Source organism: Nocardioides sp. GCM10023255, from assembly GCF_042653125.1.
Classification (GTDB): Bacteria; Actinomycetota; Actinomycetes; order Propionibacteriales; family Nocardioidaceae; genus Nocardioides.
In genome coordinates, this window is the sequence record NZ_JBHSHU010000007.1 from 71,458 (window position 1) to 95,232 (window position 23,775).

Consider the following 23,775-nt stretch of genomic DNA (forward strand, 5'->3'; position numbering starts at 1 on the left):
GAGCCTCAGAGCTCGTGCACGTCGCCTGCCCGGGCCAGCGAGACCGGCCCGTCGTACGTCGTGCGGGCCTCGGCGAGGGCCTCCTGCGGGTCGTGCCACGGGGGCACGTGCGTGAGCAGCAGCCGCCGGGCACCTCCCCGGGCCGCGGCGTCGCCGCACTCGGCGCCGGTGAGGTGGAGGTTGGGCGGGTTGTCGTCGACCGAGCGGAAGGACGCCTCGGCCAGCAGCAGGTCGGCGTCCTCGGCGACCGCGTCGAACCCGGCGCACGGACCGGTGTCGCCGCTGTAGCCCAGGGTGGCGCCGTCGGCGCTGACCCGGAGGCCGAAGGCGGGCACCGGGTGGTCGACGGGGACCGGCTCGACCGCGAAGGGGCCGACCTGGATCGGCCCCTCCCAGGTGCGGAAGTCGAACTCCTCCCTCATCCCGGGGTCGGTCGGCAGGTCGTAGGCGCGCGCCATCCGGTCGGCGGTGCCGACCGGCCCCCACACCGGGATCCGCGGCTGCGGCCCGGTCGGGTGGTACTTGCGCAGCACGTAGTAGCCGGACAGGTCCAGGCAGTGGTCGGCGTGCAGGTGGCTGAGCAGCACCGCGTCGATGCCGAGCGGGTCGGCGTACCGGTGCAGCGCGCCGAGCGCCCCGCTGCCGAGGTCGACGAGCACCCGCCAGGTCCGCGGTCCGGTGCCGTCGTCGTGCTCGGCCTCGAGCAGGTAGCAGCTGGCCGGGGAGTCCGGCCCCGGGTAGGACCCCGAACAGCCCACGACGGTCAGCCTCATCGCAGCACCCGTCCGCCGGCGAACTGCGAGGCGGCCACCATCTCCGCGCCGAGGAAGCGGCGCCCGATGGTCTCGAACTCCTCGGGCGCCCCCGTGGTGAGGAAGTCGTACGCCGGCTCCCCGCCCTCGCGCATGAGCCCGGTGCGGACCAGCATCTTGTAGACGTCCTTGGCGCACTCCTCGGCGCTGCTCACCATGGTCACGTTGTCGCCCATGACGTAGGAGATCACGCCGGTCAGCAGCGGGTAGTGCGTGCACCCCAGGATCAGCGTGTCGACGCTGCGGGAGACCAGCGGGTCGAGGTACTCGTGGGCGAGCGCCAGCAGCTCGTCGCCGCCGGTGACGCCCCGCTCCACGAAGTCGACGAACTGCGGGCACGCCTGGATGGTGAGGTCGACGTGGGGCGCGGCCGCGAACGCGTCGTCGTAGGCCATCGACTCGGCGGTGGCACGAGTGCAGATGACGCCGATCCGGCCGGTGCGGCTGGCGGCCACCGCACGCCGGGTCGCGGGCAGGATCACCTCGACGACGGGGACGTCGTACCGCTCGCGGGCGTCGCGGAGCATCGCGGCGCTGGCGGAGTTGCAGGCGATGACCAGTGCCTTCACGCCCCGGTCGACGAGGTGGTCGAGGCATTCGAGGGCGTACTCCCGCACCTCGCCGATGGGCTTCTGGCCGTACGGCTGGCGGGCGGTGTCGCCCACGTAGACGATCGACTCGTGCGGCAGTTGGTCGATCACCGAGCGGGCGACGGTCAGCCCGCCGAAGCCCGAGTCGAAGATGCCGATGGGCGCATCACGGGTCTCGGCACTCGACGCGTCGGGACTGGGCAGGGCGGACACAAGAGCCAAGGCTAGAGGCAGACTCCCCCGGTTGGCAGGCAGCGCGGCGCACGTCACCGGAGACGACCGTCACGGTCGTGGGTGGCGGCCCGGGAGCGTCTTCCCACCCTCGGCCGTCGCGAGCGTCGCTCCACGGAGTGCATGGCGAGGCGGAGGAGGGACGGAGTCCCGGTGACTGACGACAACGCAGTCCTCGCGCCCGTGGGGCGGCGCGCAGCAGGCCATGGGTGGGAAGACGCTCCCTAGGCCCAGAGCTGGCCCTCGAGGCGGTCCTCGGCATCGTCGATGGTGCCCTCGTAGGCACCGGTGGAGAGGTACTTCCAGCCGCCGTCGCACACGACGAACGCGATGTCGGCCGGCTCCCCCGCCTTGACTGCCTTGGCGGCCTGGCCCAGCGCGGCGTGCAGGATCGCGCCGGTGGAGATGCCGGCGAAGATGCCCTCGAGCTCGAGCAGCTCGCGCACCCGGCGTACGGCGTCGCGCGGGCCCACCGAGAAGCGGGCGTCGATCAGGTCGGCGTCGTACAGCTCGGGGACGAAGCCCTCGTCGAGGTTGCGCAGGCCGTAGACGAGCTCGCCGTAGCGCGGCTCGGCGGCGACGATACGCACCTCGGGCTTGGCGCGCCGGAAGAAGCGGCTGGCGCCCATCAGGGTGCCGGTGGTGCCGAGGCCGGCGACGAAGTGGGTGACCGAGGGCAGGTCGGCGAGGATCTCCGGGGCCGTGCCCTCCTCGTGGGCGAGGGAGTTGGCGGCGTTGCCGTACTGGTAGAGCATCACCCAGTCGGGGTGGTCCTCGGCGATCCCCTTGGCGACCCGCACCGCCTCGTTCGAGCCACCGGCGGCCGGCGACGACACTATCTCCGCGCCCCACATGCGCAGCAGCTGGCGGCGCTCCTCGGAGGTGTTCTCCGGCATCACGCACACGATCCGGTAGCCCTTGAGCTTGGCCGCCATGGCCAGCGAGATGCCGGTGTTGCCCGACGTCGGCTCGAGGATCGTGCAGCCCGGGCGCAGGGTGCCGTCCTTCTCCGCCTGCTCGATCATCTTCAGGGCCGGGCGGTCCTTGATCGAGCCGGTCGGGTTGCGGTCCTCCAGCTTGGCCCACAGCCGCACCTCGGGGGTGGGCGAGAGCCGGGGCAACCCCACCAGCGGGGTGTTGCCGACGGAGGCCAGCAGGCTGTCGAAACGCATGGATCCAGCATGCCACCGCGGCGGGTGCGGCCTTCCCGGTGGCCGGGCCGGCGAGACGCGGGTCTCCCCGAGGCGCCGGCGTGTGGGTGCCGGCTCAGCGCAGGAACAGCTCGGGGTCGAACTCGTCGAGCGGGATGACCCGCACCCGGGGCAGCGGCACGTTGAACGCGTGGACGTCGTCCTCGAGGTCGTGGATCCGCAGCCCCAGCGACGTGAACTGCGCGTTGGTGTACTCGCGCAGCGCGATGACGCCGACCCGACGGCCGGAGCCGAGCAGGGCCTGCATCTGGGGCACGAAGTCCCCGTCGTGGCTGCACAGCAGGACGTCGGCGTCGTGGTCGACGAGCGCCTCCAGGGTGCGCTGCAGGCCGATGTCCACGACCTTCTGGTCGGCGCGGCCGGAGAGCGCGATCGGCCGGTAGTCCATGGCCAGCAGGGCCTGGACGAACGACGTCGGCAGCTGGCCGGTGGAGGCGTTGAGGAAGAACAGCCCGGTGACGGGCTGGTTCCAGATGGCCTCGGCGTACGCCGTGACCCGCTCCCACCGGGGCCGCTCGTCCGGCGCCGGACGCCGGTTCAGGACCGAGGACCCGAGGGTGGCGTCGATGTTCTCGCCGTCGACGAGGACGAAGGTGCGGCGGCCGGTCGGGGACGAGTCCATTCGTGAACTCTACGGTTCGCCGGGCCCGTTCGGCCCGGCCAACCGGGAGGCGCGCCGGAGGGGGAGGCTCAGGCCGCCCCGCCCGCGACGGCGGGCAGCACGACGACCTGGTCGCCGTCGCTGAGCTCGGCGTCGAGACCGCCGATGAAGCGGACGTCCTCGTCGTTGACGTAGACGTTGACGAAGCGGCGCAGGTCGCCGTCCTCGATCAGGCGCTCCTTGAGACCGGGGTGGTTCGCCTCCAGGTCGTCGATCAGCGCGCTCAGCTTCGCGCCGTCACCGCTGACGGCCTTCTCGCCGCCGGTGTAGGTGCGCAGGATGGTCGGGATCCGGACCTCGATGGCCATGGGGAAACTCCTTGGGTTCTCAGCTCAGCTCCGGCACCACGGTGACCTCTTCCTCGGTCACCTCGCCGTCGATGATTCTGTAGGACCTGAACTCCACAGGCCCCTCGTTATTCCCGTGCTCGCGTGTGCTCACCAGCACGTAGTGCGCGCCCGGCTCGCTGGCCAGGCCGATGTCGGTGCGGCTCGGGTAGGCCTCAGTGGCGGTGTGGGAGTGGTAGATCACGACCGGCTCCTCGTCGTTCGCCCACATCTGCTTGTAGAGGTCGAGCAGCTCGGTGGAGTCGAACTCGTAGAAGGTCGGGCTGCCGGCGGCATTGACCATCTCCACCACGCGCTCGGGACGGTCGCTGCCCTCGGGGCCGGCCACGATGCCGCAGGCCTCGTCCGGGTGGTCCCGCTTGGCGTGGGCGACGATGGCGTCGTACGTCGCCTGGTCGATGGTGAGCACCGGCCCAGCGTATTTGCCCCGCCGGACGGGCTGCGCCCGGCCCACCATGCAAGACGTGTGAGCCGCGCCTCGCCCCGGGATCAGCAGTCGAACGACGCGGTCACGGCCAGGAGCCCCCGAGAAGCACGCATGGCGGAAGTCAACCATCCGGCCGGCAGCCCGCAGGGGTGGTTCAGCGGGGCGACAGGGCGTCGACCAGGGTCTCCTGCAGGTAGCCCACCCACTCGTAGATGTCGTGGGCCTGGGCGCGCGGGTCCTCGTCGGGCAGGGAGTGCCAGAAGGCCTCGTCCCCGTCCTCGACCCCCAGCCGGGTGGCCAGGGCGAGCCGCAGGTCGGTGAAGGAGCGCAGCCAGGTCTCGGCCGCGGCCTCGTCGAGCTCGACGTCGATCATCAGCCCCTCCTCGGAGAGCTCGGGCGGCAGCCCGGCCTCCTCGAGAGCGTCGATCACCGCGCACGCCGACGCCGCCTTGCCGTCGCGCAGCGAGCCCTCCGTGAAGCGGCGGAACTCCGAGGCGGCCTCCTCGTCGCCGGGGTAGGCGTTCGGGAACAGCCGGGCGAGCACCGGGTCCTCCGGCTCGGAGGTGGGGCCGGAGAAGTCCATCATCGCCTCGAACGGGTCGACGTCGTCTCGCGGGACGGCCGCCTCGTTGCGCAGCAGCTCGACCAGCTGCGAGGCCAGCGACCTCAGCAGGTCGGCCTCGAAGCCGGTGAAGTTGGCGATGACCCGGCCGCTGCGGCGGTGGCGCGCGAATCCCGTGGTCACTCCGAGCGCTCCAGGGTGGCCCACAGGCCGTACTCGTGCATCGCCTGCACGTCGCGCTCCATCTCCTCGCGGCTGCCCGTGCTGACCACGGACTTGCCGTCCTCGTGGACCTCGAGCATCAGCTTCTCGGCCTTCTTCTTCGGGTAGCCGAAGTACTTCTGGAACACGTAGGTGACGTAGGACATCAGGTTCACGGGGTCGTTCCAGACGATGGTCACCCACGGCACAGCAGGGACGGTGACCTCGTCGGGAGTGGTGGTCGGCTCGACCTCGACCGGACTGGCGGCAGACACAGGACAATCGTGGCACACGCCGTCTCGACGCCGGGCCCCTACGCTGGTCGCCGTGACCGCGACTGCCGCCCCGTCGACCGCGCCGTCGACCGCCCTGCTGACCGACCACTACGAGCTGACCATGCTCCAGGCCGCGCTGGGCGCCGGCACCGCCCACCGGCGCTCGGTCTTCGAGCTGTTCCCCCGGCGGTTGCCCGAGGGTCGCCGCTACGGCGTCGTGGCCGGCGTCGGGCGTGCCCTCGACGCGCTCGAGCGGTTCCGCTTCGACCAGGACGTGCTGGCGACGTTGCGCGACGTGGTCGACGCGCGGACGCTCGACTGGCTGGCGTCGTACCGCTTCTCCGGCGACGTCTGGGGCTACGCCGAGGGCGAGACGTACTTCCCCTACTCGCCGCTGCTGGTCGTCGAGGCGCCGTTCGCGGAGGCGGTGCTGCTCGAGACGGTGCTGCTCTCGATCTACAACCACGACTCGGCGATCGCGTCGGCGGCATCCCGGATGACCACGGCGGCGGGCGACCGGCCCTGCATCGAGATGGGGTCGCGACGGACGCACGAGGAGGCAGCCGTGGCGGCCGCCCGCGCGGCGTACGTCGCCGGCTTCGCCACCAGCTCCAACCTCGCGGCCCGCCAGCGGTACGGCGTGCCGACGGCCGGCACCAGCGCCCACAGCTTCACGCTGCTGCACGACACCGAGGAGCAGGCGTTCCGCGCGCAGGTGGAGTCGCTCGGCAAGGGCACGACGCTGCTCGTCGACACCTACGACATCGCCGAGGCGGTGCGTCTGGGCGTGGAGGTGGCCGGCCCCGGTTTGGGTGCCGTGCGCATCGACTCCGGCGACCTCGGCGTGCTCGCCCACCAGGTGCGGGCGCAGCTCGACTCCCTGGGCGCGACCGGGACACGGATCATCGTGACCAGCGACCTCGACGAGTTCGCGATCGCCGGGCTGGCGGCCGCACCGGTCGACGGGTACGGCGTCGGCACCGAGCTCGTCACCGGCTCCGGCCACCCGACGTGCGGCTTCGTCTACAAGCTCGTGGCTCGGGAGGACGACACCGGGACGATGGTCTCGGTGGCCAAGAAGAGCCAGGACAAGATCTCGATCGGCGGCCGGAAGTACGCCCTGCGCCGGCGGAACGCCGCCGGGGTGGCGGAGGCCGAGGTGGTCGGCATCGGAGCCCCGCCCGTCGACGACGGCGACGACCGCTCGCTGCTCGTGCCCCTGGTGCGCGAGGGCGAGGTGGTCGGTCGCGAGCCGCTCGACGCGGCCCGCGAACGGCACCAGCGCTCGCGCGCCGAGCTGCCGCTCGAGGCGCAGCAGATGTCGCGGGGCGAGCCCGTGATCGAGACCCTGCACGAGGGGGCGTGAGATGGCGGTCCTGACCTGCGACCTGTTCTCCGAGGCGCTGGAGATGGGCACCTCGCTGACGGTGGTGCTCCCCCAGGCGACCCGGTCCCAGATCGGCGTGGAGCAGGCCGACGGCGACGGCGAGCTGCCCGTGCTCTACCTCCTGCACGGGCTCTCGGACGACCACACCGCCTGGACGCGCTACACCTCCATCGAGCGGTACGCCGCGGCCGCGGGCCTGGCGGTGGTGATGCCGGCCGTGGGGCGCAGCTTCTACGCCGACGAGCGGCACGGCCACCGCTACTGGACCTACGTGTCCGAGGAGCTGCCGCAGGTGGTGTCGTCGTTCTTCCGCGTCTCGGGTCGCCGCGAGGACACGTTCGTCGCGGGACTGTCCATGGGCGGGTACGGCGCGCTCAAGCTGGCGCTCACCCACCCCGGCCGGTTCGCCGCGGCCGCCTCGCTGTCGGGCGCGCTCGACATCGCGACCATGGCGCAGGGCCCGGAGCGCGCGCCCCTCTTCGAGCAGGTCTTCGGCGGCGTCCCCGGCCCCGCGGACGACCTGTTCGCCCTCCTGGACCGGGCCCCGGTGGCCGACCTGCCGCCCATGCACGTGTCCTGTGGCTACGACGACCCGCTCTTCCCGCTCAACGAGCGCTTCGTCGCGCGCGCTCAGGAGGTCGGCGCCGACGTCACCACGGACTTCCGTCCGGGCACCCACGAGTGGGGGCTGTGGGACACGGTCGTGCGTGACGTCATCGACTGGTTGCCGCGCCGACCCTAGGCTCGGGCCATGGTGAAGCGCGCACTGATCGTCGTCGACGTGCAGAACGACTTCTGCGAGGGCGGCTCGCTGCCGGTCGCGGGCGGCGCGCAGGTCGCCCACGACATCGCCGAGATCCTGCACCACTGGGTCACCAAGGACCCGAAGGCACCCGACTACGCCCACGTGGTCGCGACCAAGGACCACCACATCGACCCCGGGGCGCACTGGTCGCGCGACCCCGACTACGTGGAGTCGTGGCCGGTGCACTGCAAGGTCGGCACGGACGGCGAGGCGTTCCACCCCAACCTCGATCCCCAGCCGTTCGACGCGATCTTCCTCAAGGGCGACCACGCGGCGGCGTACTCCGGCTTCGAGGGGCACACCGACACCGGGGCCGGGCTGGCCGACTGGCTGCGCCGGCACGACGTCACGCACGTGGACGTGTGCGGGCTCGCCACGGACCACTGCGTCCGCGCGACGGCGCTGGACGCCGTCGCGAACGGCTTCGAGACGCGCGTGCTCACGCGGCTCTGCGCGGGCGTGGCGCCCGAGACCACCGAAGCCGCCCTGGTGGCGATGCGGGACGCGGGCGTCACCGTTGGCTGAGCTCGAGGTGCGCGTCGAGGGCGGCGCGCTGTGGCTGACCCTCAACCGGCCGGAGGCCTTCAACGCGCTGTCCGCGGCGCTGGCCGACGAGCTGGCCGACCTGCTCGAGGAGGCGACTGCGCGCGACGACGTGCGCGTGGTGGTGCTGACCGGCACCGGAGCGGCCTTCAGCGCCGGCGCCGACATCTCCGGCGTCGACGCGCACGAGCACTTCGACGTCTCGGCGCTGGACCGGGCCAACCGGATCGTCCGGGCCATCACCCGTCTCGACAAGCCGGTCCTCGCCGCGGTCAACGGCGTGGCCGCCGGCGTGGGCTGCTCCGCCGCGCTCGCCGCCGACGTCGTCGTCGCCACCGAGTCCGCGAGCTTCCTGCTGGCGTTCGCCCGGATCGGGCTGATGCCCGACGGTGGCGCCACCGCGACCGTGGCCGCCTCGATCGGACGGGCGCGCGCCATGCGGATGGCGCTGCTGGCCGAGCCGCTCAGCGCCCGCGAGGCGTACGACGCCGGGCTGGTCAGCCACCTCGCGCCCGACGACTCCTTCGCCGACCTGGTCTCGACCCTGGTCGGCCGGCTCGCTGCCGGTCCCCCGCTGGCCCTCGCCGCCGCCAAGAAGGCGGTCAACGCGGCCACGCTCCACCAGCTCGAGGGGGCCCTGGAGCGGGAGCGCACGGGTCAGACGGTGCTGCTCCGGACCGCCGACGTGGCCGAGGGGATGCGGGCGTTCGGGGAGCGGCGGAAGCCGGTGTTCCGCGGGGAGTGAGGCGGGCCGGCACTTGTAACGCGGTGTCCACAGCACTGGGACGGCGTTGCAGCACCGCACCAGTGCCGGGGGCACCGCGTTACAGGTGAGTCAGCTGGCGCGCCGGCGGGTTCGCTGGATCAGGAAGGGCTCGAGGTCCGCGATCGAGGTCCCGAACCGCGCGGTGGTGTCGAGGTACTCACGCAGCAACCGCGCTCGCGCGCGCTCCCTGGCCCCTCCTCGGAGATCCTCCGGCACGATCCGCGAGACCCCGAGCTTGAAGCCGCAGATGAAGTCCTGGCGCTGCTTCTCCTCCCGCAGGGCCTGCTCCGGGCTCACCCGCGCAAAGCCTCCCTGCTGCGCGAGCCGGTACTTCAGCCAGCCGTCGAACTCGAAGATGTGTCGCCCGAGTCGCAGGTCGCACCACACCTCACGCCGCCCGTCGGTCAGCCCGAACTGCGTCTGCGGGCGGCCCTGCCCGAGCTCGGTGACGAGCATTCGGGCAAGGGACTCGCCGCCGTTCTCGGCGCCTGGGTCGGCCAGGTCCGCGACCTCGCGGCCGATCGTCACGTTCGGCCAGTTGCGCATCGGCTCCAGCGCCACCCGCAGCTCGGCGCGGGTCACGCCCGCACGCATGGCCGCGTCAGCCGTCACGACTCCTGCGTCCAGGCCGCGGTCGCGCGAGATGTCCGCCACCGTGCGTGCCATGTCGAGGACCCGCCTGCCGTCGACCTCCACGACCTGCTCGGGCCGGTACGGCGCCTTGTGGTGCTTGACGCCGTGCTCGGTTCGAGTGCCCAGGACGCCCGGCCTCGTGACGTGCACCAGCGAGCGCTGCGGGGCGAGCAGCTCCAGGCCGAGCTCCAGGGCCGCCGAGTCGTGGCTCATCACGTGCGGCTTCCTCATCGCGGCACTGGCCGCGCGAGCGACGTACAACGGCCGGCCCTGCCACTCGTCCAGAGCGTCCCAGAACTCCCTCAGGGCGTAGACCGATCGACGGACCGCCACCCAGCGCCCGGAGCGGACGTGGGCGTCGATCTGCTCGATGCTCACCCCGGCCTCGAGAGCCTGCTTGCGGGTGAGGAGGTTGCCGTGACGGGCGAAGGCTGCGACGTCGCGTGGATGCATGCGCCCAGCGTCGGCCCGTGACCGGAGGCGCCATCCCCTCCTCGGCCCTGCCTGTGGACCGCCCGGTCCGGAGCTCCCTCTGTGGACGGTAGGGGCTCTCCCTCCGGAACATGTAACGCGGTGTCCACGTCACTGAACCAGTGCTGCAGCACCGCACTGGCGACGTGGACACCGCGTTACAAGCGAGGTCAATTGAGCCGAGCTCAGCTCGTGATCGTGATGTCCTGCCCGTTCGAGACCAGCTTCCAGTCCACGGAGGCGAACGTGGTCGGGTCGATGACACCGTTGGCGGTGACCCAGTCGATGAGCAGCTGGCGGATCTCGTTCTGCCGGTTGTAGACGACCGGCGCGGTGGAGACGGCCGGAAAGCCGCCGCCACCGGACTGGCGGTAGTTGTTGACCGCCAGCACGAACTGCAGCTCGTCGGTGACCGGCGCACCGTCGTACGCGAGGTTCTTGATCCGCGAGCCGGCCGGCTGCGCGACGTCGATGTCGTAGGTCAGCCGCGCGTCGAGACCGGCGATGCAGTCGTAGTTGTAGTCCGGCGTGCCGTTGGGGGCGGTCGGGGTGACTGCGTTCGTCAGGTCGGAGATCGCGAAGGGCCCGGTCCCCGACACCTGCTTGAAGTAGCGCGCCGAGAACTCGAGGTAGTCGCGGATGTCCTTGCCGCTGACCTTCACGCCGAGCAGCGTGTTGTCGAAGACGTAGAGACCGGCGACGTCGCGGACCGTGATGTCCCCCTTCGGGAACACGGCGTCCTTGCTGAACGGGGCGGCGATCGACAGCACCGGCAGGGCTGCGTCGGCGCCGGTGAGCCCGGCCTTCACCGCCCCGGCCTGGACGTAGTTGATGAAGTCGATGATCGGGACGTCCTCGACCCTGGCGCGCTCCGCGGGCAGTTCCTCGGTGCACTGGCCGATGACCGAGTTCACGTAGTCGATGACCGTGTCGTGCTGGCCCTGGACCGCGGCGGCGACCTTGGGGTCGGCGTCGACGGTGTTGGAGTTCAGCAGCTGGGAGCCGGTCGCCACCAGCGCCCACTTCTGGCGGCCGTGGCGGGTGTAGACCTCCTTGACCACGAGGTCCATGACGGCCACGCGCATGCCCCAGTAGTACGGCTCGCAGATCAACACCTGCTGGTCGGTGTGCTTGTTGCGGACGAAGCGCTGCGGGATCTCGACGTGGGCGTGCCCGACGAGGATCGCGTCGACGTGCGGGACCTCCTCGGCCACCAGCGACGCGGCGTTCTCCGGGTACGGCAGCGCGTCGCCGTACGACGAGGAGGTGTCCGCGCCCGAGTGGGCCGAGACGATGACCAGGTCGCAGCCCTTCTCCTTCATCTCCGGGACCCACTTCTTGGCGGTCTCGACCAGGCCGGGGAACTCCATCTTGCCCTCGACGTTGGCCTTGTCCCAGATCGCGATGCCCGGGTTGGTCAGGCCGAGGATGCCGACCTTGAGGACGCGCCCCTCGCCGACCTTGAACTTCTTGATGACGTACGGGCGGAAGACCGGCCGGTGCGGCTTGGCGTGGTCCACGGCGTTGGCGCCGAGCAGCGGGAAGTCCAGCTGCGACTCGAACGCGCGCAGGGTGTCGATGCCGTAGTTGAACTCGTGGTTGCCGAGCGCTGCGGCGTCGTACCCGACCAGGTTCATGGCGCGGGCCATCGGGTGCACGGCGCCGCCGGTGATCGGGTCGATCTTCGCGTAGTAGTACGCCAGCGGGGTGCCCTGGATCGTGTCACCGGCGTCGAGGGTCAGGATCGGCTCGCCCTTGCGCTCCTTGCGCATCGCCTTGATCAGGGTCGCGGCCTTGGCCAGGCCGACGTCGTTCTGCGCCTTGTCGTCGTACTCCGCGTTCTTGAAGTAGTCCCAGTTGTAGACGTGACCGTGCAGGTCGGTGGTGCCCAGGACGGTGAGCCGGACGTGCTTGCTGTGCGGGCCGTAGTGCCGGTCCAGGCGAGCGTCACGCGCATCGGCGAGGGCGGGCTCCGCGACGTACCCGGCCGCCGCGAGCGCGGCACCTCCGGTGAGCAGGGCGCGGCGCGAGGGGGTGGGCTGGGGCATGCGGAAGTCCTCCGAGGGATCGACGGGTGAGCCGGACAGTTCTACCCGGTGGCCCCGTTCGACGGGAAGAACCACGCCGTGACCGACACGAGATGTTCACCGAGGCGTGATCAGCCGCCCCAGCGCTCGGCGAGGGTGGCGACCACGGTGAGGTTGCGGTTGGTGGCGACGCCCAGGTGCTTCTCGACGATCGTGTTGGTCAGCGTCGCCGTGTGGTACTCGGCGCCCAGCAGCAGGTGCACCGCACGGCCGCCCACCCGCGCCACCTCCCCCGCCGCTCCGGCGGCCTCGAGCTTCGCCACGGCCGCGGCCGTCGGCTCCTCCTTGAGCAGCGACACGTAGTGCCGCCCGTCGTGGCCGTCGGCGAACCGCTTGGCGTCCTCGGCGATCTCGCGAAGTTCGGTGGGCGTGAACACGATCGTCGGCACCTCGAAGCCGCGGTCCTCGAGGAAGGCCTGCTCCAGGGCCGCCTCCAGCCGGGCGCGCGAGCGCATCGAGGAGTCCAGCCGCACGTTGCCGGTGTTGATGTAGGTCTCCACGCGTGTGCCGCCGGCCGCCTCGACCGCCGCCCGGATCGCATCCTTCGGGAACTTGCGCTTCGCCCCGAGGTTGATCGCCCTCAGGAACGCGATGTACGTCGCCACGCCGCGATCATGCCGCACCGGGAGGCACGGCGCAGCGGGGCTGCGTGCGCGGGATCACGTTCACTTACATAGGTTTCCGATGTAATGTGTGGAACGTGACCACCGACCCCCGGCTCCAGGAGCTCAGCAGCGATCTCGTCGTGTACGCCGCCCGCCTCGTGCGTGCCGTACGCCGGGCCCTCGAGCAGCCCGCCGGCATCCGGGTGCTGTCGCTCCTCGACGAGTACGGCCCGTTGGGCATCACCCAGCTCGCCGCCGCCGACCGCAGCTCCCAGCCCACGATGTCCGGCGCCGTCGCCGGCCTCGTCGAGCGGGGCTGGGTCGACAAGCAGCCCAACCCCGCCGACGCACGCGGCAGCGTGGTCACGCTGACCGAGGACGGCCGGCGCGAGCTGGACCGGGTCCGCCGCATGAACGGCGAGCTCGTCGCGGCGCGCCTGGCCGACCACCACGAGCACACCGCCGAGGACCTCGCCACCGCCGTCGCCGTGCTCCGCGACGTCCTCGGCGAAGCACCCGACACCGAGAAAGGCACCCTGTGACCTCCACCAGCACCACCAGCGAGCCCACCGGCTCGTTCCTCAAGCAGCCCCGCGCGGTCTGGGCCGTCGCCTTCGCGTGCGTCATCGCGTTTATGGGCATCGGCCTGGTGGACCCGATCCTCAAGGAGATCGCCGTCAAGCTGGAGGCGACGCCCAGCCAGGTGTCCCTGCTGTTCACCAGCTACATGGCGATCATGGGCATCGCGATGCTGGTCACCGGCGTCGTCTCGAGCCGCATCGGACCGAAGCGCACCCTGCTCTCCGGCCTCGTGCTGATCATCGTGTTCTCCGCGCTGGCCGGCTCCTCGAGCAGCGTCGGCGCGGTGATCGGCTTCCGGGCCGGCTGGGGCCTCGGCAACGCGCTCTTCGTCGCGACCGCCCTCGCCACCATCGTCAGCTCCTCGAGGGGATCCGTCGCGCAGGCGATCATCCTGTTCGAGGCGGCCCTGGGGCTGGGCATCGCCTCCGGTCCGCTCGTCGGAGGCCTGCTCGGTGAGCAGTCGTGGCGTGGCCCGTTCTTCGGCGTGGCCGTGCTGATGACGATCGCACTGGTCGCGACCGCGTTCTTCCTGCCGACCACTCCTCCGCAGGGACGGCGTACGTCGCTGGCCGACCCGTTCCGGGCGCTGCGCCACCCGGCGCTGCTGCTGCTCGCCCTGGTCGCGATCTTCTACAACCTCGGCTTCTTCACGCTCATGGCCGCCGGTCCCTTCGCGCTGCCGAGCTTCGACATCATGCAGATCGGCTGGACCTTCTTCGGCTGGGGCCTGCTGCTGGCCATCACCTCCGTGGTGGTCGCCCCGCGGCTGCAGCGGGCGTTCGGCACGCTGCCCAGCCTCACCGCGGTGCTGGCGGGCTTCGCCCTCGACCTCGCCGTGATGGCGGTCTTCGCCGAGCACGAGCCGGTGATCGCCACCTGCATCGTCGTGGCCGGCGCCTTCCTCGGCATCACCAACACGCTGGTCACCGAGGCGGTCATGCACGCGGCGCCGGTCGAGCGGCCGGTCGCGTCCGCGGCGTACTCCTTCGTCCGCTTCACCGGCGGTGCGGTCGGCCCCTACGTCGCCCTCAAGCTGGCCGAGCACGTCGACCTGCACGCGCCGTTCTGGTTCGGCGCGGCCGCGGTCGCCGTCGGCGTGGTCATCGTCGCGGTGGGCAGCCCCACCATCGCCCGCGCGCTGGGTGGCGAGGCCGCCGAGCCGCACAGCCGGGACGAGGCCGAGGCGGAGCTGGTCGGCGACCTGGGCTGACCCTCCAGAACATGTAACGCGGTGTCCACGGTCCTGGTGCGGTGTTGCAGCACCGCGCCAGCGACGTGGACACCGCGTTACAAGCGGCGGGAGCGGCGCCTCAGAGGTTGCCGCGCTTGTCCTGCTCGCGCTCGATCGCCTCGAAGAGCGCCTTGAAGTTGCCCTTGCCGAAGCCCAGCGAGCCGTGCCGCTCGATCAGCTCGAAGAAGACCGTCGGGCGGTCGCCGAGGGGCTTGGTGAAGATCTGCAGCAGGTACCCGTCCTCGTCGCGGTCGACGAGGATCTTGCGCTTCTGCAGCTCCTCGATCGGGACCCGCACCTCGCCGATCCGCGAGCGCAGCTCGGGGTCCTCGTAGTAGGAGTCGGGGGTGTCGAGGAACTCCACGCCGTTGGCGCGCAGGGCGTCGACGGTCGCGAGGATGTCGCCGGTGGCGAGCGCGAGGTGCTGGGCGCCGGCGCCGCGGTAGAACTCGAGGTACTCGTCGATCTGCGACTTCTTCTTCGCGATCGCCGGCTCGTTGAGCGGGAACTTCACCCGGTGGTTGCCGTTGGCGACCACCTTCGACATCAGCGCCGAGTAGTCGGTGGCGATGTCGTCGCCGATGAACTCCGCCATGTTCACGAAGCCCATGACCTTGTTGTAGAACTCCACCCACTCGTCCATGTGGCCGAGCTCGACGTTGCCGACGATGTGGTCGAGGGCCTGGAAGAGCCGCTTGGGCTCGCCCTCGCGCTTCACCCAGGAGCTCTCGGCGGGCACGTAGCCGGGGAGGTACGGGCCGTCGTACCGGGACCGGTCGACCAGCGTGTGCCGGGTCTCGCCGTACGTCGCGATCGCGGCGATGCGCACGGTGCCGTGCTCGTCGGTGACGTCCTCCGGCTCGCGCAGCACGGTGGCGCCGGCGCGACGCGCCTGGGCGATGCACTTGTCGACGTCGGGGACCTCGAGGGCGATGTCGACGACGCCGTCGCCGTGCTTGCGGTGGTGCTCCACCAGCGGGCTGTCCGGGTCGACCGCGCCGTTGATGACGAAGCGGATCGAGCCGGAGCGGAGCACGAAGGACTTGTGGTCGCGGTTGCCGTTCTCGGGGCCGGAGTACGCCTCGAGCTGCATGCCCCACGCGGACTGGTAGTAGTGCGCGGTCTGGGTCGCGTTGCCCACGACGAAGACGATGGAGTCCCACCCGGTGACCGGGAAGACGTCGTTGTCCTCGTCGTACTGCACCAGGCCGACCAGCTGCTGGAGCTGCTCGAGGGTCAGGTCGGCCTTCAGCTCGTCGGTGGTGAGGGCGCCGCCGGTGGACGCCTGGTCGACGGGGACGCGCATCGATTCCGTGGAAGTCATGGGCACAGCCTGTCGACGGCGCACAGAGTGTGCAACAGTACGACGAAACAGTGTGCAACTTGTCCAGCAAGGAGCGATCGGTGGACGATCTCGACCGCAGATTGATCGATCTCTTCGCGCAGGACGCGCGGATCGGGGTGCTCGAGGCGTCCCGCCGGCTCTCGGTCGCCCGCGGCACCGTCCAGGCGCGGCTCGACAAGCTGGTGGAGCGGGGCGTGATCACCGGCTGGGGGCCAGAGCTCTCCCCCGACGCGCTGGGCTACCCGGTGACGGCGTTCCTCACCCTCGAGATCCGCCAGGACACCGCCGACCACGGCGGCCACGACACGGTCGGGCGGCACCTGGCCGCGATCCCGGAGGTGCTCGAAGCGCACACCATCACCGGCGCCGGCGACATGTGGGCGCGCGTCGTCGCCCGCTCCAACACCGACCTGCAGCGGGTGATCGACCTGGTGCTCAAGGACCCGGCGATCGTGCGCAGCTCGACGGTCATCGCGCTCGCCACCCAGGTGCCCTACCGGGTGCTGCCGCTGGCGCGGGAGGCAGCCGCCCGGTAGCCGATCGTCGGGCTACTGCAGGCGGGAGGCGACCCGGGCGGCGGCCGCGGCGACGACCGGTCCGATGGCCGCGACGTCCAGCTGCCCGAGCGTGACGATGCCGACGCTGGCCTCGAGCCCCTCGACGCCGCGGACCGGCGCGGCGAGTCCGCGCGCGCCGGGCTGGAGCTCGCCCTCGGTCACCTCGTAGGGGTGGTCCGCGGCGGCGGTCCGACCCAGCAGGATCGCCTTGCCGGCCGCCCCCTGCTGCAGCGGGTGCCGGGCGCCGACCCGGTAGCTCACGTGGAAGTCGGTCCACGAGGGCTCGACGACCGCCAGCGCGAGCGCCTCCTCGCCGTCGGCCACGGTGAGGTGGGCCGTGCAGCCGACCTGCTCGGCGAGGTCGCGAAGCACGGGCACCGCGAGGTCGCGCAGCACCGGCTGGACCGCCGAGGCGAGGTGCAGGACGCCCAGGCCGACGTGGAGCCGGCCGCGCCCGTCCTTGCGGACCAGCGCGTGCTGCTCGAGGGTGCTGACCAGGCGGTAGACCACGGTCCGGTTCACCGCCAGCCGGGCCGACAGCTCGGTGACCGTGAGCCCGCCGGGGGCGCCGGCCAGGACGTCGAGCACCCGCAGCCCGCGGTCGAGCGTCTGGGAGGTCTCGGCCGGCATGTGCCGAGTGTAGATCCGGGCCGAGCCCGTGCCGGACGCGCGACCGGACGCGCTCAGGACGACTTGCGGGAGGCCCACTCGCGCAGCCGGTCGATGCGCGCGTGCAGCTGGTCGGCCGTGGCCACCGCGGCCGCCGGCCCGCCGCACTCCTTGCGCAGCGCCGCGTGGGTGATGCCGTGCGCCTGTCCGGTGCGGTGGTGCCAGGCCGCGACCAGCCCGTTGAGCTCGCGGCGCAGCACCGCGAGCTGCTCGTGCGTGGACAGCTGGGCCACCGTGTCGGGCTCCGTCGTGGGAGCGGCGCTCTTCTGCTTGCGGGCCCGCTCGCTCTGCCGGGAGTGCAGCAGCTCGCGCACCTGGTCGGGCTCGAGCAGGCCGGGGATGCCGAGGAAGTCCATCTCCTCCTCCGACCCCACGTGCACCTCGCCGGAGTGGCCGAACTCGCCACCGTCGTAGAGCACCCGGTCGAACGTCGCCTGCGACCCGATCGCCTCGAAGGAGAGCTCCAGCTCCGCAGACGCGTTCTCCGCCGCGTTCGCCTGCGCCATCAGGGCGTCCTCGGCGGCGAAGATGTCTGCCTCGTCGGTGATCTTCTTGCCGAGCACGTGGTCGCGCTGGACCTCCATCTCCGAGGCGTGGCCGAGCAGCGTCGGCACCGACGGCAGGAAGACCGACGCGGTCTCCCCGCGCTTGCGGGCGCGGACGAAGCGCCCGACCGCCTGGGCGAAGAAGAGCGGGGTGGAGTACGTCGTGGCGTAGACGCCGACCGCGAGCCGCGGCACGTCGACGCCCTCGGAGACCATCCGGACCGCCACCATCCAGCGCTGCTCGCCCTCGCTGAACGTCGCGATCTTCTTCGACGACGCCTTCTCGTCGGAGAGCACGACCGTGGGCGCCTCGCCGCTGATCTGGCGCAGCAGCTTGGCGTAGGCGCGTGCGGACTCCTGGTCGCTGGCGATCACCAGCCCACCGGCGTCGGGGACGTGCCGGCGCACCTCCGAGAGCCGCTTGTCGGCGGCCGCGAGCACCGACGGCATCCACGAGCCGGTGGGGTCCAGCGCGGTGCGCAGCGCCTGCGCGGTCATGTCCTTGGTCAGCGGCTCACCGAGCCGGGCGGCGATCTCGTCGCCGGCGCGGGTCCGCCACTGCATCTCGCCCGAGTAGGCCATGAACAGCACCGGGCGCACGACGTGGTCGGCCAGCGCGTGCGCGTAGCCGTAGGCGTAGTCGGCCACCGAGCGCGGGATGCCGTCCTCGCCGGGCGCGTAGGTCACGAACGGGATCGGGTTCACGTCGGAGCGGAACGGCGTGCCGGTCAGCGCGAGCCGGCGCGCCGCCGGCTCGAACGCCTCGCGCACCCCGTCGCCCCACGAGAGCGCGTCGCCCGCGTGGTGCACCTCGTCGAGGATGACCAGGGTCTTGAAGTTCTCGGTGCGGATCCGCATCGCCAGCGGGTTGACCGCGACACCGGCGTAGGTGACCGCGATGCCGACGTAGTCCTTCGACGTCCTGCCCTTGCCGGCGGAGTACGTCGGGTCGATGGGGATGCCGGCCCGGGCCGCCGCCTCGGCCCACTGCACCTTCAGGTGCTCGGTGGGCGCCACGATCGTGACCCGGTCGACGATCCGCCGGCCGAGCAGCTCCGCGGCCACCGTCAGCGCGAACGTCGTCTTGCCGGCGCCCGGGGTCGCCACGGCGAGGAAGTCACGGGGCTGCTCGGCGAAGTACTTGTGCATCGCCGCCGCCTGCCACGCGCGCAGCGACGGAGCCGTCCCCCACGCCGCACGGTCGGGATACGCGGGCGGGAGGGCGGGGTCGATCTCGAGCTGGTCCTGCGCGGTGGAGCTGGGGTGGGCGGGGTCCTGGTGGGGCCGTCCCGTCACTCGTCACCCTCGCCCGCGTCGTCGCGCATGGACTCCCAGACCTCCTTGCACTCCGGGCAGACCGGGTACTTCTCCGGGGCTCGGCTGGGCACCCACACCTTGCCGCACAGGGCCACGACGGGCGTGCCCATGACCATGGCCTCGGTCAGCTTGTCCTTGTCGACGAAGTGCGAGAACCGCTCATGGTCCCCCTCATCGGTCGGGACGGTACGTCGGTCCTCACGGACGTCTGTCTCTGTCGAGAATCCGATGGTGGTCACAAGGCCCCACTCTAGTTCAGGTCCGGGTCAGTTGAGCTCAGGGTCGACCGGACGTGTGGAGTGCCACGCGAGCTCGCCGGGCTGCCGGCGCAGCACGTCGCGCCACAGGTCCGCCGGGTCGATCCGGAACGCGTCGCGCGGCTGGGAGGGTACGACGTACCAGCTGCCCTCCTCGACCTCGGCGTCGAGCTGGCCGGCGCCCCAGCCGGCGTACCCGGCGAAGATCCGCATCCCCTCCAGCGACCCGTCGAGCAGCTCCAGCGGGGTGTCGAGGTCGACCAGGCCGAGCTGCCCCGCGACCTCGCGGAACCCGACCGGCACGTCGTCCTCGGTGCGCAGCCAGCCGATCGCGAGCGCCCCCTCGGTGCTGACCGGGCCGCCGTGGAAGAGCACCTCCGGCTCGGCGACCACGTCGCCCCAGTCGCCGAGCACCTCGGCGACCGGGACGATCGAGGGCCGGTTGAGGACCACGCCGAGGGCGCCGTTGTCGTCGACGTCGAGCAGCAGCACGACGGTGTCGGCGAAGTTGGGGTCGAGGAGCGCAGGCGTGGCCACCAGCAGCATGCCGGCCCGCACCTCGGTCATGCCCCCATCATCGCCCACGGGTGGCCGGTCGGCCACGCCGACGGGCCGGGGGTCAGGCGGCGAGCGCGGCCTTGATCCGGTCGAGCAGTCCCGGCGCCGCGGGCTCGGCCGGGCCGGAGGTGGGACGACGGGTGGCGCGCGCCTCGTGCTCGATGGTCTCGCCCACCCGGACGGCGGTCGCGTCCTGCGCACTGACCCGTCCGGCCATCACGGCGAGCAGGACGTGCTCCTTGGCGGTCGCCCGGGCCATCATCTCGGCCATCCGCGCGTCGAGCGGCTCGGCGCGGTAGTGGTCCACGACCGCGCGCACGCCGGGCATCTCCTCCGCGGTCCCCTGCCAGGCGGCCACGACCGCCCGCTCGAGGTCCATCGGCTGGTCCATCAGCTCGCGCTCGATCCGTCCGGCGAGGCGGGTGTGCCAGCGCAGCTGCAGCGCACCGAGCAGCGACATCTCGTCACCGAAGGTCTCCACGACCCCGTCGACGTCCATGGGGAGGAGTCCGTCCCGGCGGCGGTCGGCGGTCTCGATGACGGTGCGGAGGATCTCTCCGCGGCGGTGGAAGGACTTCCAGGTCATGGTCGGCTCCTTGCGTGTCACCTACATACCGTTGGTACGTACTCAGAGTACGGTGACGTACCGACGGTATGCAAAGCGGCGCGCGGTGAGGCCAGTCACCCCCTCCCCTCCCCGGTCCTTACACTGCGCGGATGAGCAAGTCCTCGGTCTCCAAGCTCGTCCCCAAGGTCCCCGGCGTCGCGGGGGCGAGTCGGCGCCAGCAGTACTCCGCCTCCACCAAGCGGGCGCTCGTCGACGTCGCCGAGGAGCTCTTCACGGCCAACGGCTACGCCTCCACCTCCCTCGACGCGATCGTCGCGGGCGCCCAGGTCACCAAGGGGGCGCTCTACCACCACTTCAGCGGCAAGCAGGCGCTCTTCGAGGCGGTGTTCGAGCGCGTGGAGGCCGACGCGTCGCGGACGATCCAGAAGTCCCTGCGCGGGCACCGCGACCCGTGGGAGAAGGCGCGCGCCGGCCTGCGGGCGTTCCTCACCGAGGTCCAGGAGCCGCGCTACCGCCGGATCGTGATCCAGGACGGCCCCTCGGTGCTCGGCTACGAGCGCTACCGGGAGCAGGAGGAGCGCTCGACGTTCGCCAACGTCCTCGAGATCGTGCGCGCCGTGCTCAGCGCCGGCACGTGGGAGCTCGACGAGGACATGATCCAGACGTTCGCCCGGATCTTCTTCGGGGCGATGTCGTCGGCCGGCGAGTCGGTCTCCAGCGCCGAGGACCCGATCGCCGCCGCGACCAGGGTCGAGACGGCGATCGGGTTCATCCTCGCGGGCTTCCAGACCCTCGCCGACACCGGCGTCGAGCTGCCCGGCAGCGAGTGACGGCTACTTCTTGAAGGTGACGTTCCCACCGGAGGCCGGCACCAGCTCGATCCAGGTGTGACCGGCCGGGACCGTCAGGTCGCCGCCCTTGGTGGAGAGCTCGATCGGCGAGCCGAGGTCGTCCTTGGACCAGGTGCCTCGCACCATCCGGCCGTCGTGGAAGAGCATCGCCGCGCCCTTGCCGGTGAACTTCGTCTCGGGGACGTGGTTGCCGGCGGGGTCCAGGTAGCCCGCGTCACCGACCTGCACCCGCAGCACCAGCACGGTGTCGGCCGGGAACTCGTCGCCGTCGGCGGCGTAGGTGTTCTCGTTGACGTAGCCGCCGTCGCGGTAGGTCCAGTTGGTGGTGTGCCCGCCCGAGAACGACGCGGCGACGGTGCTCGCGGGCACGCCCTTGGGCATGTCCTTCTCGTCGCCCCAGGGCAGGTAGTCGTCGGGCCGGGCCTCGTCCTGCTTGATGACCGAGGCGACCTCCCCGAGGTTCGCCATCAGGTTGTACGGCGCGGTGCGGCCGGAGTCGCGGTGGAAGCCCTTGGCACCCTCCTGGAAGAAGGTGATGCCGGCGCCCTTGATCCGCGCGATCGTCTTGCCCGCCGCGCCGCTGGTCACCACGTCGGCGTCGACCGGCGAGACGATGCCGATGTCGCTGGCCCGCATCGAGCGCACCGGGCCGACGTCTCCGGGGACCTGCGAGTAATAGAACGCCGCGAGCCGGGTCAGGCCGCCCTCCACGAGCTCCTCGACCACCATGTCCGCCTTGGAGAGGCCGATCTGGGGCGCGCTGGAGTAGGTGTTGTCCATCTTGGTCACCAGCACCGGGTGGTCCTGGGAGGCGCTCTGATCGCCCGAGACCGGCAGGCCGGTCAGCGGCCACGTGGAGTCCAGCGTGGAGCCGCCGGCGACCTTCTGCGCGGCCGGCGAGCTGTCCGAGGAGGGAGCGTCGTCGTCTCCACCACCACAGCCGGCGAGCACGAGGCTGGCGGCGATCAGGACAGCGGGCAGGGGGGCACGGCGCACGATGGGCTCCGTTCGTCTAGTGAACTGGTCGACTTCAAGTGTGCCGGGGAACGGCGCCCCCCGAGGGGAGGCGCGCCCGCGCCGGACGGTCCGGGACGCTAGCAGCCGACCACCGCTCACCGGCCGCGCAGGGTGCCCGCGAACCAGTGGCTGGTCCACGGGACCTCGCGCCGGACCCGCTGACCTGGGCGCGGCGAGTGCACCATCACCACGTGGCCGTGCGCCCGGCGCAGGAAGATCCCCACGTGGTAGACCCCGCCGCTGCCGGTGAAGAAGAGGAAGTCACCGGGGCGCAGGTGGGACCTGCGGATGTGGCGGGCGTGCCCGGCCTGGGCCCGGGAGGTGCGGGGCACGGCGAACCCGGCGCGTCGGTAGCTGTAGTAGACGAGCCCCGAGCAGTCGAAGGCCCGCGGCCCGGCGGCGCCGTACCGGTAGGGGTCGCCGAGCTGGTGGAGGGCGATGGTGCGGGCGTGCAGCACCCGCTGGTTGCGGGTGGCGGCGTCGGCCGCCGGCGCCGTGACGACGCTGGTGGCGACGAGGGCCGTGAGCAGGCCGAGCAGGAGTGCGGGCAGCGCGACGAGGGCGCGCAGGCGTGCGGACATGGGACGGGCCTTTCCTACGCCTGCGAGGTCAGCTGTCGGGTTGGAGGTGGAAAGTCCTCCGCCGGGCCCGCCCGAGAGGCGCCGGCTTCACCCCGAGCCGCATCCGAGGTGCGGCGGTGGGACCTGTGGGTCCCCCGCTCCCGCCCTCGGTGCTCCGGGGCGGCCCGGGCGGGCAGGACTCGGCGTACCCGGGCCGGCCGCCTTCGGCGACCCGGCAGGCTAACCAGAACTTCGCGCCGCGAGGAAGAGCCCCTCCCCCAATCTGGGGGCGCGAACAGCCGTCAGCCGAGCTTGGCGCCGCCGTCGACGTACAGCGTCTGGCCGGTGATGTACGACGCCTCGTCGCTGCACAGGAACGCCGCTGCGGCCGCGATGTCCTCGGGGAACCCGACCCGGCGGACCGGGTTCGCCTCCGCGTTGAGCCGGCGGAACTCCTCGACGTCCATCTTCAGCCGCGCCGCGGTGGCGTCGGTCATCTCGGTGGCGATGAAGCCCGGCGCGATCGCGTTGGCGTTGATGCCGAACGGGCCGAGCTCGATGCCCAGGGTGCGGGTGAACCCCTGGACGCCCATCTTCGCCGCGGAGTAGTTGGCCTGGCCGCGGTTGCCCAGCGCGGAGACGCTGGAGAGGTTGAGGATCTTGCCGTACTTCTGCTCCACGAAGTGCTTCTGGGCGGCCCTGGTCATCAGGAACGCACCCTTGAGGTGGACGTTCATGACCAGGTCCCAGTCGTCCTCGGTCATCTTGAAGAGCAGGTTGTCGCGGGTGATGCCGGCGTTGTTGACGAGGATGTGGATGCCGCCGAGCTCGTCCACGACCCGCGCGACCGCGGCGTCGACGGACTCCGCGTTGCTCACGTCGCAGCCGATGCCGATCGCCCTGGCGCCGTCGGTCAGCGGGAGCCGGCCGGCCGACTCGGCCGCCGCGGACTCGTCGAGGTCGATGATCGCGACCGAGGCACCCTCCTCGGCGAACCGGGTGGCGGTCCCGAACCCGATGCCGCGTGCGGCTCCCGTGACGACAGCGACGCGCCCGTCAAAACGGCCCATGATGACTCCTCGACTCGGTGGGGGTGGCTCAGCG

28 protein-coding genes and 1 riboswitch are annotated in these 23,775 nt (G+C 71.7%); of the genes, 8 read left to right on the plus strand and 20 right to left on the minus strand.

Features of this window, described 5'->3' with window-relative positions:
* Window positions 1–5: 5 nt before the first annotated feature.
* The 8 genes from ACFO9I_RS12460 to clpS all read right to left on the minus strand — a co-directional run bounded on the left by ACFO9I_RS12460 (window position 6) and on the right by clpS (window position 5,317).
* Window positions 6–773 carry an MBL fold metallo-hydrolase gene (locus ACFO9I_RS12460; protein ID WP_379181266.1) on the minus strand — a complete coding sequence of 256 codons (768 nt, stop codon included), beginning with the start codon at window positions 771–773 and terminating at the stop codon, window positions 6–8.
* A complete protein-coding gene (murI, locus tag ACFO9I_RS12465; RefSeq protein WP_379181716.1) occupies window positions 770–1,606 on the minus strand; it encodes a glutamate racemase in 837 nt (278 codons plus the stop codon). Before murI ends, ACFO9I_RS12460 begins: the two co-directional genes overlap by 4 nt.
* A gap of 251 nt (window positions 1,607–1,857) precedes the next feature.
* The gene (locus tag ACFO9I_RS12470) at window positions 1,858–2,805 is read right to left on the minus strand and encodes a PLP-dependent cysteine synthase family protein (RefSeq protein WP_379181268.1); all 948 of its coding nucleotides are present in this window, start codon (window positions 2,803–2,805) and stop codon (window positions 1,858–1,860) included.
* Window positions 2,806–2,899: 94 nt separating this feature from the next.
* A complete protein-coding gene (locus ACFO9I_RS12475; protein WP_379181270.1) occupies window positions 2,900–3,466 on the minus strand; it encodes an NYN domain-containing protein in 567 nt (188 codons plus the stop codon).
* Between the two features lie 68 nt (window positions 3,467–3,534).
* On the minus strand, window positions 3,535–3,813 hold the full coding sequence (locus ACFO9I_RS12480) for a MoaD family protein (protein WP_379181272.1): 279 nt from the start codon (window positions 3,811–3,813) through the stop codon (window positions 3,535–3,537).
* Window positions 3,814–3,832: 19 nt separating this feature from the next.
* The gene (locus ACFO9I_RS12485) at window positions 3,833–4,261 is read right to left on the minus strand and encodes a Mov34/MPN/PAD-1 family protein (RefSeq protein WP_379181274.1); all 429 of its coding nucleotides are present in this window, start codon (window positions 4,259–4,261) and stop codon (window positions 3,833–3,835) included.
* Between the two features lie 172 nt (window positions 4,262–4,433).
* Window positions 4,434–5,024: a DUF2017 domain-containing protein gene (locus tag ACFO9I_RS12490; protein WP_379181276.1), complete on the minus strand. Its 591-nt coding sequence runs from the start codon at window positions 5,022–5,024 to the stop codon at window positions 4,434–4,436.
* On the minus strand, window positions 5,021–5,317 hold the full coding sequence (gene clpS / locus ACFO9I_RS12495; protein ID WP_379181278.1) for an ATP-dependent Clp protease adapter ClpS: 297 nt from the start codon (window positions 5,315–5,317) through the stop codon (window positions 5,021–5,023). Before clpS ends, ACFO9I_RS12490 begins: the two co-directional genes overlap by 4 nt.
* A gap of 52 nt (window positions 5,318–5,369) precedes the next feature.
* Here clpS and ACFO9I_RS12500 point away from each other — a divergent pair, with 52 nt between their 5' ends.
* The 4 genes from ACFO9I_RS12500 to ACFO9I_RS12515 are packed head-to-tail and all read left to right on the plus strand — an operon-like array spanning window position 5,370 to window position 8,797.
* On the plus strand, window positions 5,370–6,683 hold the full coding sequence (locus ACFO9I_RS12500) for a nicotinate phosphoribosyltransferase (RefSeq protein ID WP_379181280.1): 1,314 nt from the start codon (window positions 5,370–5,372) through the stop codon (window positions 6,681–6,683).
* A 1-nt stretch (window position 6,684) separates the two neighbouring features.
* Window positions 6,685–7,446, plus strand: a complete 762-nt coding sequence (locus tag ACFO9I_RS12505) for an alpha/beta hydrolase (RefSeq protein WP_379181282.1) — start codon at window positions 6,685–6,687, stop codon at window positions 7,444–7,446.
* A gap of 12 nt (window positions 7,447–7,458) precedes the next feature.
* Window positions 7,459–8,034 (plus strand): isochorismatase family protein, encoded by a 576-nt coding sequence (locus ACFO9I_RS12510; protein ID WP_379181718.1) that lies wholly within the window; start codon window positions 7,459–7,461, stop codon window positions 8,032–8,034.
* Window positions 8,027–8,797, plus strand: coding sequence for an enoyl-CoA hydratase-related protein (locus ACFO9I_RS12515; RefSeq protein WP_379181284.1), 771 nt, complete (start codon window positions 8,027–8,029; stop codon window positions 8,795–8,797). The genes ACFO9I_RS12510 and ACFO9I_RS12515 overlap by 8 nt, the downstream gene beginning before the upstream one ends.
* Window positions 8,798–8,887: 90 nt before the next feature.
* On the opposite strand, the gene ACFO9I_RS12520 is transcribed toward ACFO9I_RS12515, so the two are convergent.
* From ACFO9I_RS12520 to ACFO9I_RS12530, 3 genes are all read right to left on the minus strand, one after another.
* Complete coding sequence (locus ACFO9I_RS12520; protein ID WP_379181286.1) at window positions 8,888–9,904, minus strand: type IV toxin-antitoxin system AbiEi family antitoxin domain-containing protein; 1,017 nt, start codon at window positions 9,902–9,904, stop codon at window positions 8,888–8,890.
* Window positions 9,905–10,107: 203 nt separating this feature from the next.
* The gene (locus tag ACFO9I_RS12525) at window positions 10,108–11,970 is read right to left on the minus strand and encodes a bifunctional metallophosphatase/5'-nucleotidase (RefSeq protein WP_379181288.1); all 1,863 of its coding nucleotides are present in this window, start codon (window positions 11,968–11,970) and stop codon (window positions 10,108–10,110) included.
* A gap of 110 nt (window positions 11,971–12,080) precedes the next feature.
* Window positions 12,081–12,614: a DUF1697 domain-containing protein gene (locus ACFO9I_RS12530; protein WP_379181290.1), complete on the minus strand. Its 534-nt coding sequence runs from the start codon at window positions 12,612–12,614 to the stop codon at window positions 12,081–12,083.
* 95 nt (window positions 12,615–12,709) lie between these two features.
* Between ACFO9I_RS12530 and ACFO9I_RS12535 the strand changes: the two genes are divergently transcribed.
* Window positions 12,710–13,156: a MarR family winged helix-turn-helix transcriptional regulator gene (locus ACFO9I_RS12535; protein ID WP_379181292.1), complete on the plus strand. Its 447-nt coding sequence runs from the start codon at window positions 12,710–12,712 to the stop codon at window positions 13,154–13,156.
* Window positions 13,153–14,406 carry an MFS transporter gene (locus ACFO9I_RS12540; protein WP_379181294.1) on the plus strand — a complete coding sequence of 418 codons (1,254 nt, stop codon included), beginning with the start codon at window positions 13,153–13,155 and terminating at the stop codon, window positions 14,404–14,406. The genes ACFO9I_RS12535 and ACFO9I_RS12540 overlap by 4 nt, the downstream gene beginning before the upstream one ends.
* 100 nt (window positions 14,407–14,506) lie before the next feature.
* Here the strand turns inward: ACFO9I_RS12540 and hppD are convergent, their stop codons facing one another.
* On the minus strand, window positions 14,507–15,751 hold the full coding sequence (hppD, locus tag ACFO9I_RS12545) for a 4-hydroxyphenylpyruvate dioxygenase (protein ID WP_379181296.1): 1,245 nt from the start codon (window positions 15,749–15,751) through the stop codon (window positions 14,507–14,509).
* 80 nt (window positions 15,752–15,831) lie between these two features.
* Between hppD and ACFO9I_RS12550 the strand changes: the two genes are divergently transcribed.
* Window positions 15,832–16,308 (plus strand): Lrp/AsnC family transcriptional regulator, encoded by a 477-nt coding sequence (locus ACFO9I_RS12550; protein WP_379181298.1) that lies wholly within the window; start codon window positions 15,832–15,834, stop codon window positions 16,306–16,308.
* Window positions 16,309–16,320: 12 nt separating this feature from the next.
* Here the strand turns inward: ACFO9I_RS12550 and ACFO9I_RS12555 are convergent, their stop codons facing one another.
* The 5 genes from ACFO9I_RS12555 to ACFO9I_RS12575 are packed head-to-tail and all read right to left on the minus strand — an operon-like array spanning window position 16,321 to window position 20,261.
* Window positions 16,321–16,959, minus strand: a complete 639-nt coding sequence (locus ACFO9I_RS12555) for an IclR family transcriptional regulator (protein WP_379181300.1) — start codon at window positions 16,957–16,959, stop codon at window positions 16,321–16,323.
* Window positions 16,960–17,012: 53 nt separating this feature from the next.
* Window positions 17,013–18,776, minus strand: a complete 1,764-nt coding sequence (locus ACFO9I_RS12560) for a DEAD/DEAH box helicase (protein ID WP_379181720.1) — start codon at window positions 18,774–18,776, stop codon at window positions 17,013–17,015.
* 59 nt (window positions 18,777–18,835) lie between these two features.
* Complete coding sequence (locus ACFO9I_RS12565) at window positions 18,836–19,099, minus strand: DUF3039 domain-containing protein (RefSeq protein WP_379181302.1); 264 nt, start codon at window positions 19,097–19,099, stop codon at window positions 18,836–18,838.
* 27 nt (window positions 19,100–19,126) lie between these two features.
* Window positions 19,127–19,684 (minus strand): YqgE/AlgH family protein, encoded by a 558-nt coding sequence (locus ACFO9I_RS12570; protein ID WP_379181304.1) that lies wholly within the window; start codon window positions 19,682–19,684, stop codon window positions 19,127–19,129.
* A 52-nt stretch (window positions 19,685–19,736) separates the two neighbouring features.
* Window positions 19,737–20,261, minus strand: coding sequence for a hypothetical protein (locus ACFO9I_RS12575; RefSeq protein WP_379181306.1), 525 nt, complete (start codon window positions 20,259–20,261; stop codon window positions 19,737–19,739).
* Between the two features lie 131 nt (window positions 20,262–20,392).
* On the opposite strand from ACFO9I_RS12575, the gene ACFO9I_RS12580 reads away from it, so the two are divergent.
* Window positions 20,393–21,073, plus strand: a complete 681-nt coding sequence (locus ACFO9I_RS12580; protein ID WP_379181307.1) for a TetR/AcrR family transcriptional regulator — start codon at window positions 20,393–20,395, stop codon at window positions 21,071–21,073.
* 3 nt (window positions 21,074–21,076) lie between these two features.
* Here the strand turns inward: ACFO9I_RS12580 and ACFO9I_RS12585 are convergent, their stop codons facing one another.
* The 3 genes from ACFO9I_RS12585 to ACFO9I_RS12595 all read right to left on the minus strand — a co-directional run bounded on the left by ACFO9I_RS12585 (window position 21,077) and on the right by ACFO9I_RS12595 (window position 23,741).
* Window positions 21,077–22,090 (minus strand): DUF3048 domain-containing protein, encoded by a 1,014-nt coding sequence (locus tag ACFO9I_RS12585; RefSeq protein WP_379181308.1) that lies wholly within the window; start codon window positions 22,088–22,090, stop codon window positions 21,077–21,079.
* A 116-nt stretch (window positions 22,091–22,206) separates the two neighbouring features.
* Entirely contained in the window at window positions 22,207–22,692 is a 486-nt protein-coding gene (locus ACFO9I_RS12590; RefSeq protein WP_379181309.1) for a C40 family peptidase, read from the minus strand.
* A 9-nt stretch (window positions 22,693–22,701) separates the two neighbouring features.
* Window positions 22,702–22,844: riboswitch (cyclic di-AMP (ydaO/yuaA leader) on the minus strand.
* A 129-nt stretch (window positions 22,845–22,973) separates the two neighbouring features.
* Complete coding sequence (locus ACFO9I_RS12595; protein WP_379181310.1) at window positions 22,974–23,741, minus strand: SDR family NAD(P)-dependent oxidoreductase; 768 nt, start codon at window positions 23,739–23,741, stop codon at window positions 22,974–22,976.
* Between the last annotated feature and the right edge of the window lie 34 nt (window positions 23,742–23,775).

Excerpts from the sequence above, each read along its gene's own strand:
- ACFO9I_RS12460 (WP_379181266.1), bottom strand. The coding sequence starts at position 773 with ATGAGGCTGACCGTCGTGGGCTGTTCGGGGTCCTACCCGGGGCCGGAC.
- ACFO9I_RS12470 (WP_379181268.1), bottom strand. The coding sequence starts at position 2,805 with ATGCGTTTCGACAGCCTGCTGGCCTCCGTCGGCAACACCCCGCTGGTG.
- ACFO9I_RS12475 (WP_379181270.1), bottom strand. The coding sequence starts at position 3,466 with ATGGACTCGTCCCCGACCGGCCGCCGCACCTTCGTCCTCGTCGACGGC.
- ACFO9I_RS12480 (WP_379181272.1), bottom strand. The coding sequence starts at position 3,813 with ATGGCCATCGAGGTCCGGATCCCGACCATCCTGCGCACCTACACCGGC.
- ACFO9I_RS12505 (WP_379181282.1), top strand. The coding sequence starts at position 6,685 with ATGGCGGTCCTGACCTGCGACCTGTTCTCCGAGGCGCTGGAGATGGGC.
- ACFO9I_RS12520 (WP_379181286.1), bottom strand. The coding sequence starts at position 9,904 with ATGCATCCACGCGACGTCGCAGCCTTCGCCCGTCACGGCAACCTCCTC.
- ACFO9I_RS12525 (WP_379181288.1), bottom strand. The coding sequence starts at position 11,970 with ATGCCCCAGCCCACCCCCTCGCGCCGCGCCCTGCTCACCGGAGGTGCC.
- hppD (WP_379181296.1), bottom strand. The coding sequence starts at position 15,751 with ATGACTTCCACGGAATCGATGCGCGTCCCCGTCGACCAGGCGTCCACC.
- ACFO9I_RS12555 (WP_379181300.1), bottom strand. The coding sequence starts at position 16,959 with ATGCCGGCCGAGACCTCCCAGACGCTCGACCGCGGGCTGCGGGTGCTC.
- ACFO9I_RS12570 (WP_379181304.1), bottom strand. The coding sequence starts at position 19,684 with ATGACCGAGGTGCGGGCCGGCATGCTGCTGGTGGCCACGCCTGCGCTC.
- ACFO9I_RS12575 (WP_379181306.1), bottom strand. The coding sequence starts at position 20,261 with ATGACCTGGAAGTCCTTCCACCGCCGCGGAGAGATCCTCCGCACCGTC.
- ACFO9I_RS12580 (WP_379181307.1), top strand. The coding sequence starts at position 20,393 with ATGAGCAAGTCCTCGGTCTCCAAGCTCGTCCCCAAGGTCCCCGGCGTC.
- ACFO9I_RS12590 (WP_379181309.1), bottom strand. The coding sequence starts at position 22,692 with ATGTCCGCACGCCTGCGCGCCCTCGTCGCGCTGCCCGCACTCCTGCTC.
- ACFO9I_RS12595 (WP_379181310.1), bottom strand. The coding sequence starts at position 23,741 with ATGGGCCGTTTTGACGGGCGCGTCGCTGTCGTCACGGGAGCCGCACGC.